We start from the raw sequence: 2,120 nt of genomic DNA on the forward strand, positions 1-2,120 counted from the left end.
TTCTCGCTCGCTTTCGGCGCCCAGCCGATTTTCCTCGAGGGAGGCGATCATATGCTCGACGCGCTGATCTTCTTCTTTCACTTCCCCGCGGGCATAATCCAGGATCACATGCGGAAGTCCGAGCCGCTCCGCAATCGCAAACGCGTTGCTTCGTCCGGGAACGCCGACGAGGAGCCGGTAAGTCGGACTCAGCGTGTTCACGTCAAATTCCATGCTGGCGTTGATGACGCCTTTGCGTTCATAGGCATAAGCCTTGAGTTCGCTGTAGTGGGTAGTAGCCACCATCCGGCAGCCCAGGCTGTGGATATGCTCCAGAATGGAAATAGCAAGCGCTGAGCCTTCCGCCGGGTCGGTCCCGGCCCCCACTTCGTCAAGCAGCACCAGGCTCTTCGGCGTCATATGGTTCAAAATACGGATAATATTGGTCATATGGCTGGAGAACGTACTCAAGCTCTGTTCGATGCTCTGCTCGTCCCCGATATCGGCGTAAATGGCGTCGAACACGCAGAGCTGGCTTCCTTCCTCCGCGGGAACGAACAGGCCGGACATCGCCATCAGGCTCAGCAATCCGATCGTCTTCAGCGTGACGGTCTTGCCGCCGGTATTCGGCCCGGTCACGATAATGGAAGTGTACGAGTTGCCCAATTCCACGTCGATCGGCACAACCTTCTCCATGTCGATCAGCGGATGGCGTCCTTTCTTCAGCTTCAAGTATCCACGGTCGTTCATTCTCGGCTGACTGGCCTTCATGACATGCGCCAGACGCCCCTTGGCAAAAATAAAGTCGAGCTGTCCCAGCAGATCGATATCGAGCAGAAGAAGATCCGCTTGTTCACCGACGAGCGCCGTCAGCTTTTGCAAAATAATTTCAATTTCGCGTTCTTCCTTCATCCGGGTTTCACGCAGCTTGTTGTTCATCGCCACAATCGATTCCGGGCAGCATTTTGGCCACGCTGGAGGAACGGATCATCGAATCGAGCTTCTCCCGGATCCGCACTTCGCCGGATCTCAGCTCCCGCCGAACCTGGGCAAGCCCGGGACTGGCAGAATCAAGCACTTCGGCGCTTTCGTCGATGCATGCTTTAATGGCATCTTCCAGGGGCTTCTGCTCGGATAAATTTTCACTGATCCCCTCCAGCAGGGGAATCGGCTCGTCTTCGTGAACATTCGCGATGAACCGCTTGATCCGTCTCGATCCGTTCACGGTGTTGCCGATGGCCAGCAGCTCATGCGGGCTTAAGGTGCCGCCGATTCTGGCGCGCTTCAGCGGAGCGGCGATGTCTGTGATGCCGCCGAAGGACGGATTTCCCTTCAGACGGTCCACGGTATACGCTTCGTCGGTTGCCTGAAGCAAACGCTTTACCGATTCCAGATCGGTATCGGGCTTCAAGGACTCGGCCGCTCCCCTCCCCATCGAGGTTTGGGTATAGGCAGCGCATTTATCTAAAATCTTGCGGTATTCGAGCGTATGCAAAATCTTGTCGTCCAACAGTATTCACTACTCCTCTCGTGCAATGCCTTTATTATATACGAAATGTTTGCCGCTTCGCCATTTGCAGCCCTAAATCATTCCATACATAACATGGCGAAAATTGAATACAATAAGGTTTGCATAACACAGTAACCATGTGTAAAGGAGGCCAGTTGCATGCATTTTCTGGGTCATGTCGTTCGCTTTATCGTGTCTGCCATCGTCCTGCTGATCGTAGGCTGGATCGTTCCCCAGTTTTCCGTCGGAGGGTTCTGGAGCGCTCTGCTGCTCGCTTTGGTTATCGCACTGCTGGGGTGGATTATTGAAGGAATCTTCGGCAAAAGGGTTACTCCCTTTGGACGCGGGATCGTCGGCTTCATCGTCAGTGCCCTCGTCATATACATCGCCCAATTTATTGTCAGCGGCGTAGAAGTTACCATCCTTGGCGCCATTCTCGCCGCCCTCGTCATCGGTATTATCGACCTGTTTATCCCGGTGTCCGCATTTAATGCCGGAAGGGACAAGCGGTAAACCGTTTCCCGAATGAAAACCCCTGCCTAAGGACAGGGGTCTTTCCTTTTTTATCCCGCATAATCGGCTGCGTCTTCACCCGCGGTCACCACTTTATTTTTTCCCGTACGTTTGGCCT

The 2,120-nt window shown here is 54.2% G+C and carries 1 protein-coding gene and 1 pseudogene; one reads left to right on the top strand and one right to left on the bottom strand.

Annotation, left to right across the window (positions count from 1 at the left end; all coding sequences use genetic code 11):
- Positions 1–1,489 (bottom strand): annotated as a pseudogene (locus tag CPT76_RS38775) (endonuclease MutS2); the annotation flags it as partial.
- 159 nt (positions 1,490–1,648) lie between these two features.
- On the opposite strand from CPT76_RS38775, the gene CPT76_RS02780 reads away from it, so the two are divergent.
- Complete coding sequence (locus tag CPT76_RS02780; protein WP_076170692.1) at positions 1,649–2,002, top strand: phage holin family protein; 354 nt, start codon at positions 1,649–1,651, stop codon at positions 2,000–2,002.
- Positions 2,003–2,120 lie beyond the last annotated feature (118 nt).

This window comes from Paenibacillus sp. AR247 (assembly GCF_002968895.1).
Classification (GTDB): Bacteria; Bacillota; Bacilli; order Paenibacillales; family Paenibacillaceae; genus Paenibacillus_AQ; species Paenibacillus_AQ favisporus.

What these genes read in the sequence shown, in the direction of transcription:
- CPT76_RS02780 (WP_076170692.1), top strand. Translation starts at nt 1,649, where the DNA reads ATGCATTTTCTGGGTCATGTCGTTCGCTTTATCGTGTCTGCCATCGTC.